Source organism: Pseudomonas sp. Irchel s3h14, assembly GCF_900187425.1.
Taxonomy (GTDB): Bacteria; Pseudomonadota; Gammaproteobacteria; order Pseudomonadales; family Pseudomonadaceae; genus Aquipseudomonas.
Genome location: NZ_FYDJ01000029.1, coordinates 46,849 through 53,901, shown reverse-complemented (window position 1 = coordinate 53,901; position 7,053 = coordinate 46,849). Strand labels below are relative to the sequence as shown.

The 7,053-nt window shown below is 58.8% G+C and carries 7 protein-coding genes; 2 read left to right on the top strand and 5 right to left on the bottom strand.

The features are described from left to right. Positions 1 to 390: 390 nt before the first annotated feature. The 3 genes from CKW16_RS29430 to CKW16_RS29420 are packed head-to-tail and all read right to left on the bottom strand — an operon-like array spanning position 391 to position 3,386. Complete coding sequence (locus CKW16_RS29430; RefSeq protein WP_095132919.1) at positions 391 to 1,899, bottom strand: tripartite tricarboxylate transporter permease; 1,509 nt, start codon at positions 1,897 to 1,899, stop codon at positions 391 to 393. A 24-nt stretch (positions 1,900 to 1,923) separates the two neighbouring features. Further along, positions 1,924 to 2,418 (bottom strand): tripartite tricarboxylate transporter TctB family protein, encoded by a 495-nt coding sequence (locus CKW16_RS29425; RefSeq protein ID WP_095132917.1) that lies wholly within the window; start codon positions 2,416 to 2,418, stop codon positions 1,924 to 1,926. Next, the gene (locus CKW16_RS29420; RefSeq protein ID WP_095132915.1) at positions 2,415 to 3,386 is read right to left on the bottom strand and encodes a tripartite tricarboxylate transporter substrate binding protein; all 972 of its coding nucleotides are present in this window, start codon (positions 3,384 to 3,386) and stop codon (positions 2,415 to 2,417) included. The genes CKW16_RS29425 and CKW16_RS29420 overlap by 4 nt, the downstream gene beginning before the upstream one ends. Before the next feature lie 308 nt (positions 3,387 to 3,694). Here CKW16_RS29420 and CKW16_RS29415 point away from each other — a divergent pair, with 308 nt between their 5' ends. Beyond that, the gene (locus CKW16_RS29415) at positions 3,695 to 4,045 is read left to right on the top strand and encodes a DUF6152 family protein (protein ID WP_095132913.1); all 351 of its coding nucleotides are present in this window, start codon (positions 3,695 to 3,697) and stop codon (positions 4,043 to 4,045) included. Next, complete coding sequence (locus CKW16_RS29410) at positions 4,045 to 4,557, top strand: DUF6644 family protein (RefSeq protein WP_095132911.1); 513 nt, start codon at positions 4,045 to 4,047, stop codon at positions 4,555 to 4,557. The genes CKW16_RS29415 and CKW16_RS29410 overlap by 1 nt, the downstream gene beginning before the upstream one ends. 3 nt (positions 4,558 to 4,560) lie before the next feature. On the opposite strand, the gene CKW16_RS29405 is transcribed toward CKW16_RS29410, so the two are convergent. Both CKW16_RS29405 and CKW16_RS29400 read right to left on the bottom strand, forming a co-directional pair. Continuing rightward, the gene (locus CKW16_RS29405; protein WP_095132910.1) at positions 4,561 to 5,649 is read right to left on the bottom strand and encodes a polyamine ABC transporter substrate-binding protein; all 1,089 of its coding nucleotides are present in this window, start codon (positions 5,647 to 5,649) and stop codon (positions 4,561 to 4,563) included. A gap of 51 nt (positions 5,650 to 5,700) precedes the next feature. Further along, complete coding sequence (locus tag CKW16_RS29400) at positions 5,701 to 7,002, bottom strand: FAD-binding oxidoreductase (protein ID WP_095132908.1); 1,302 nt, start codon at positions 7,000 to 7,002, stop codon at positions 5,701 to 5,703. Positions 7,003 to 7,053: the final 51 nt, after the last annotated feature.

The following is a 7,053-nucleotide window of genomic DNA, read 5'->3' as shown; positions in this document are numbered from 1 at the left end:
GATGCACCGCCCCCTCGAGAGGCCGAGTGGAGGTTCTGCGCAGTGGGCAACCCGGCATGGATGCCGGGTTAGCCGCCCCCGGCCATGGATGGCCGATGGCGGCGGGCCCACGGAGCAGGACCGGAGCGAGGGCATGCCGAGCCTAGGCGAGGCACCGAACGAAAGGGGCAAGAGCCCTTGGTTACTTGGGGCTTTTCCAAGTGACTCGCTGTAAAAGCGAAACCGATAGCCGCCGTGACCGCAGAAACGGATATACACACAAAAAAGACAGGTCGGCTCTTGATCCACCGCCCCCTCGCGACGCATGTGTATGCCTGGAAACACCGAGCTTAAGCGAACAGCATTACCCGTGCAGCCTGCCATCCCGGCAGGCTGCGCTGGCCAATTCGCTCAATCGTCCTCATGCAACTTGATACCGCGGGCGTGAAGCAGATGCGGGATCACCAGCACCAGCAGCGTCAGCGCGAGGAACGCGGCCGATATCGGTTGCGTCACAAACACCAGCCAGTCTCCCTCGCTGATGGACAACGCATTGCGCAGCTGCTTTTCAGCCATGGGTCCGAGCAGCATGCCGACGATCACCGGGGCGACGGGAAAATCGAAACGACGCATCAATACCCCACCCCAACCGATAGCCAACATCAGCAACAGGTCGAAGGAAGAGTGACGCATGCCGTACACGCCGATGGTGGCAAACACCAGAATGCCGGCGTTCAGGTACGGCCGGGGAATCTGCAGAAGCTTGACCCACAGCCCCACCAACGGGAGATTCAGCACCAACAGAATCACGTTGCCGACATACAGCGAAGCCACCAGGGTCCAGACCAGTTCCCCCGACGTCTGGAAGAGCATCGGCCCCGGCTGCAGGTTGTAGTTCTGGAACGCGGCCAACAGAATCGCCGCAGTCGCGGACGTCGGGATGCCGAGCGTCAGCAGTGGCACCAAAGAACCCGTCGCGCTCGCGTTGTTGGCCGCCTCGGGACCGGCAACGCCCTCGATCGCCCCCTCGCCCTTGTTGCCTGCAAACTCTTTCGGGTACTTGCTCAGTTTGCGTTCCGCCGAATAGGACAGGAACGTCGGAATTTCAGCGCCACCGGCCGGAATCGACCCGAATGGAAAACCGATCAACGTGCCCCGTAGCCAGGCGGGGACCGAGCGTTTCCAGTCAGAGCGCGTCATCCACAACGAGGTCAAGCGGTGCCGACCGGACGCTTCTTCTTTTTGATACAGCAAGCTGTACAAGGCTTCACCCACTGCAAACAAACCGACCGCCACGAGCACGACTTCGATGCCATCCACCAACTCCGGCACCGCCAGGGTGTAGCGGGCAATGCCCGAGGTCGAGTCCAGGCCGATCAAGCCGATGGTCAGTCCAATCCCGAGCGAGACAAAACCGCGCAGCATCGAAGCGCCGAGTACCGCAGACACCGTCGTGAAGGACAGCACCAGAATCGCGAAATACTCGGCAGGACCAAACTTGAGCGCCAGCGTGGCAACAATAGGGGCAAATAATGTCAGGAACACCGTCGCGATGGTGCCGGCAACAAATGACCCTATCGCAGCCGTTGCCAGGGCCGGTCCTGCCCGGCCGTTGCGCGCCATGAGATTGCCTTCCAGGGCCGTGACCATAGAGGACGATTCACCGGGCGTATTGAGCAGGATGGAAGTGGTCGAGCCGCCAAACTGCGCGCCGTAATAGATACCGGCGAACATGATCAAGGCGCCCGTAGGATCGACTTTGGCGGTGATCGGCAGCAGCAGTGCAACGGTCAGCGCCGGTCCGATACCCGGCAAGACACCAATGGCGGTGCCGAGCAAACAGCCGATAAAACCCCACATCAAATTGATCGGTGTCAGCGCAGCGGAAAAACCAATGGCCAGGTTCGCGAGAATTTCCACCTTGTTTACCTCCTTCGGCCCGGGTCAGATCCAGGCATTGACAAGGGGCGGCAGGGAAACCCCTAGCCCGGCGTTGAACAGCCAGTAAATCGGCAGGGTCAAGGCAATACCGATAGCGAGGTCCTTCACTGGACGACGACTGCCAAAGCCCCGCGCCGAACAGACAAATAGCAGCCCTGCGGCCAAGACGAAGCCGATGAGGTTAATCAGCACGGCCACCCCCAAAAGCCCCGCCGTCACCCAGGCAGCGCCGGATTTGCCGCCGGGCAGCGCTCGGGCAGCTTCGTCGCTGTGGTCTGCCAACTCGCGAAAACCACCGGTGACGGCCTGATAACACAGCAACAGACCGACAACGCCCAGGAACACCGCGACGGCGTACGGATAGACGTGGGCTCCCAGGATGACGAAGCCCATCTCGGGAGGAAACCGGAATGCGCCCGCCGCCAACACGGCGCTGATGGCAATCACTCCGGCGCCAATCGCCAGTTGCACCGGCACTATTGCGCGAGGCTGAGTCATTTCGAAACCAGCCCGACCTCGACCAGCATCGCCCGCAGCCGCACATGCTCTTCGTCGACGAATTTGCCGAACTCATCGCCGGTCAGGACGTTGGGTGACCATTTGTTGGTGTCGATATTGTCTTTCCAGACTTTGCTGTTGGCGGCGGCCACGACAGCGTCGATCACTTCTTTGCGCTGCTCGGGCGTGAGATTCGCGGCACCGTAAACACCGCGCCAATTGCCGATGGTCACGTCGTAGCCTTTCTCCTTGAGGGTCGGTGCATCGATGCCTTCAATGCGTTCGGGCGCGCCGATGGCGAGTACTCGGAACTGGCCGTTCCTGATGTATTGGCCAAGCTCGGCATAACCACCGGTGATCACCTTGATCTGCCCGCCCAATGCCTGAGCAACGACTTCACCCCCGCCCGCGAAGGCGACGTAATTCACCTTGTTGACCGGGACACCCATTTTTGCGGCCAATTCGGCAATGCCGATGTGATCGATCGACCCCTTGGAGCCACCGCCCCAGGAGATACTGGTCGGCTTGTCCTTGAAGACTTTCAGCAAGTCCTCCAGGGTTTTGAACTCGGACTCCTTGCGGACGGCAATCACGTTGTATTCAGTAAACAGCCGGGCAATCGGCGTTACGTCCTTCAAGGTGATTTGCGGTTTGTTCTGTTCAATGGCAGTGACCATGATCGCACCGACAACCAGCAGCGCATTCGGATCGCCCTTGGTGCTGTTGGCGAACTGCGCCAGCCCCAATGTCCCCCCTGCTCCGCCCTTGTTCTCGAAGGTGGTGGATTTGGCCGTATTGGCCTCGATCAAGGCTTTGCCCAGGACCCTGGCGGTCTGGTCATAACCGCCACCCACAGACCCTGGGGCCATGAACTTGACGGTGTCCAGCGCAAAGGCCGGTGTCGCGAGCGCAGCTGCGGTAACGGCCGTTGCGATGCAGCGGCTGAATCGACGGAACAAAGCGGACATAAGTTGTCTCCCGATTGCATTGTTTTTATAAGTGCCGGGTGAACGTCGATCAGGGAGAAAAACCCTGCTCAATGAACATTGGCCTGCGGATAAGCGTAGGCCATGGTTAGGGAGACAGCATTTAACCAATTCGCTATCGTCATTCGCCTATGAACCGGACAAGCAAGCTATTGATATTCAAACATCTACTTCTTCAGAAACATTTGCTCGGCGCAGCGCTGAAAAATGTCGGACTATTCTAAAAACCCTCTGCGGTGAAAACTCGTCAGGACTCACGTTGATCAATGATCTGCAACAGGAGGCTTGTCATGAACGGCATGCTCGGCAGCATTGGATTGTCACTGTTACTGGCTGCAACGGCGGCGTTCGCGCATCACGGCTGGAGTGAATACGACTCCAGCAACCCCCTGCAGCTGAACGGCACGATAGAAGAATCCGGTTACTCCCATCCGCACGGCTTCGTGCGTCTCAAAACCCAAGACAAAACCTGGAACGTCGTCCTGGCACCGCCCTCGCGCATGGAAAACCGCGGCCTTTCCCGGGACATGCTGAGTGTGGGGAACACGGCCACCGTGGTCGGCTATCAGAATCGCAACAAACCCGATGAAATGCGCGCCGAACGCATCACGGTCGACGGCAAAACCACCGAGTTGCGCTGATGCAGGCCATTGATGCCAGCGCAGGATCGGGTCCGGACAGCTGGCTGGACTGGGTGGGTGACTCGCAACTTGGCGCGGCCATGCGCGGCGACCTGTGGCTGTATCCGATGGTCGAGGTGGTTCACATCATTGGATTTGTGGTGCTGGTCGGCTCTGTCGTGATGTTCGATCTGCGGGTACTCGGGCTGTCGAAAGAGATTGCGGTGACGGCCCTGGCTCGCCACCTCCTGACCTGGTCCATCCTGGCCCTGCTGTTGATCGTGCCCGCCGGGCTGATGATGTTTTCAGCCCATCCCCATGACTTCGCCTCGAATGACATCTTCATCTTGAAGCTATGCCTGATCGCTACTGCCGGGCTCAACGCGGCTCTTTTCCACGTCGGGGTATACCGCTCGGTCACCCAGTGGAACACGGGCACTGCGGCGCCTGGAATCGCAAAAATCCAGGCGCTGCTTTCGATTGGGTTATGGGTCAGCGTCATTCTCTGCGGTCGGCTGTTGGCGTACACCTGATCATCAGGTATTGGTTTTCAACTTAGTCCACAGGCGGGTCGTCAACCGTGCGATGGCCGCGGGAAGTTCCTCTACGGTAAACAACTTGTCCAGCACACGTGTCGGCGGGTAAATCGCCAGGTCCTGCTTCACGGCCGGAACAACATACTGATCCGCCGCCAGGTTGGGGTTGGCGTAATGGATGCTGTTGCTGATGTTGGCAATGACCTGAGGCGTCAGCAGGTAGTTCATGTAGGCGTAGCCATTCTTCTCGTGCGGCGCGCTCTTGGGCATGACCACCATGTCGAACCACAGGGTGGAACCTTCGTCAGGGATCGAATAGGCAATGTCGATGCCGTTGTTGGCTTCCTTGGCGCTGGCGGCCGCCTGTACGATGTCGCCATTGAAACCGATCACCGCGCAGACATTGCCGTTCGCCAGGTCGCTGATGTACTTGGAGGCGTGGAAATACTGGACGTAAGGCCTGATTTTGAGCAGCGCCTGCTCGGCTTTCTTGTAATCCGCCGGATCGTGACTATGGGACGGCAGCCCCAGGTAATTCAGGGTGATCGGCAGGATCTGCGTAGGGTTATCAATAATCGCCACACCACACTGGCTCAGCTTCTTGATGTTGTTTTCATCAAAAAACAGATTCCAGGAATGGGTGACATCGGTGTTGCCGAAGATCGCCTTGATCTTCTCGACGTTGTAGCCAATTCCCGCCGTGCCCCACATGTACGGATAACCGTATTGGTTGCCCGGGTCATTGACCTCGAGTTTTTTCATCAGCGCCGGGTCAAGGTTTTTCCAGTTGGGCAGCTGACTTTTATCGAGTTTCTGCACCGCCCCGGCCTTTATCAGTCGGGACAGAAAATGGTTCGAAGGGCTCACCACGTCATAGCCGGTGTTGCCGGTCATCAGTTTGGATTCCAGCACTTCGTTGCTGTCGTGAATGTCGTACGTGGCCTTGATCCCCGTTTCCTTGGTGAACGTGGTCAAGGTGTCGTCGGCGATGTAGCCGTTCCAGTTTGAAATATTGACGACTTCGTCAGCGTAAGTGGCTGCCGACAACGTCGTCAGCACGACCATCAGGGAAATGTTATTGACGCGCATGTTCAATCACCGAGTGTTTGTTGAGTTTTTATTGTTTGATCGCCGGGTTTTCTAGATTTCTGTTTTGGCCCTGACCGCTTCCACGCGCATTCGAAGCATGGCACCGATATCGAGCAAGGGCCGCGGTGGCAGCCAGCCCGGTTGGGCCCTGCGCATCACCGATTCGAGGATGGGCGAGCTGTCACCTGATGCCAGTTCGGCGAGCAAGCGTCCCCAAAGGCTGCCGCGCGCAACGCCCGAACCATTGCAGCCGGCCACCGCAAACACACCTTCGTCGACCTTGGCGAAATACGGTTGCCCGGTGCGTGAAGCGCTCAAGTGTCCGGTCCAGGTGTATTGAATGTCCTGCTCGCTCAAGAACGGGAAGCGTCGTTGCAAGCCGAGCACATGGTGTTTGCGACGGTGCAGCAGCTCACTGTTGGATAAATCCCGAGAACGGTATTCCGCCGTATTGCGGATCATCACCCGGCGGTCCGGGGTCAGTCGCACCGTGGCGCCCAAGGGCCGGGTGGACAGCACGCCCCAAGGCTCAACCGCGCCGATGGACTTGAACTCGGCGTCGCTGAGCGGCCGTGTCAGGCTTGCGCTGAGTTCCATCGGGAACGTCCCGCTGTCTTCTATTCCGGAGCGCGGGATGAACGCGTTCAGGCACACCAGGACTTGTCTGGCCTCGATGCTTCCATCGGTGCCATTGGCGCGAATACGCCCTTTACCCAAACGCTCCAGGCCGGTGATATCGGTGTTCTCAAACAGGGTCACGTTGGCCGGCAGCGTATCCAGCAGGCCCTTCACGTATTTGGCGGGTTGCAGCAGTGCGTTGCCATTGCCGCACCAGATCGCGGCCCGGTAGTGCGCGGTGCCCAGTTGTTTGCTAAGCGGTTCACCTTCCAGAAAATGCGCAGAGGCGCCGACAGCGCTTAGCGTTGCCAGTTTGGCCGCGACATCGGTCAACTTGCCGGGATCGTTGACGGCGAAGAAGTAGCCCGATTCCCTGAATTCACATTCGATACCGAGACGAGCAATGCGCTGGCGCACTTCGTCACTGGCGGCACGGGAAATCGAGGTATCGACTTCAAAACCGGCAAAACCCGGGTTGCCGATCAGCTCATCCTTGGCCGGATGTTCGTGCCCCACTACGAAGCCTGAATTGCGCGCCGAGGCGCCCTGCGCGGCCCGTTGTCTGTCGACAATCACAATCCGCGCCTGAGGGTGCATTTCAGCGAGTGTGTGAGCGGCGCATAGGCCGGTGATACCAGCACCGACAATCAGCCAATCGGCTTTTTGTGTGCCTTTGAGAGCATCGCGAACGGGTGAACTCCCCGCCTGCGCAATCCAGCCACATACATTGGTCATGCATCACCTCATCTGCCTGTCGTTCTGCAAGCACCGCACATGACGTCATCG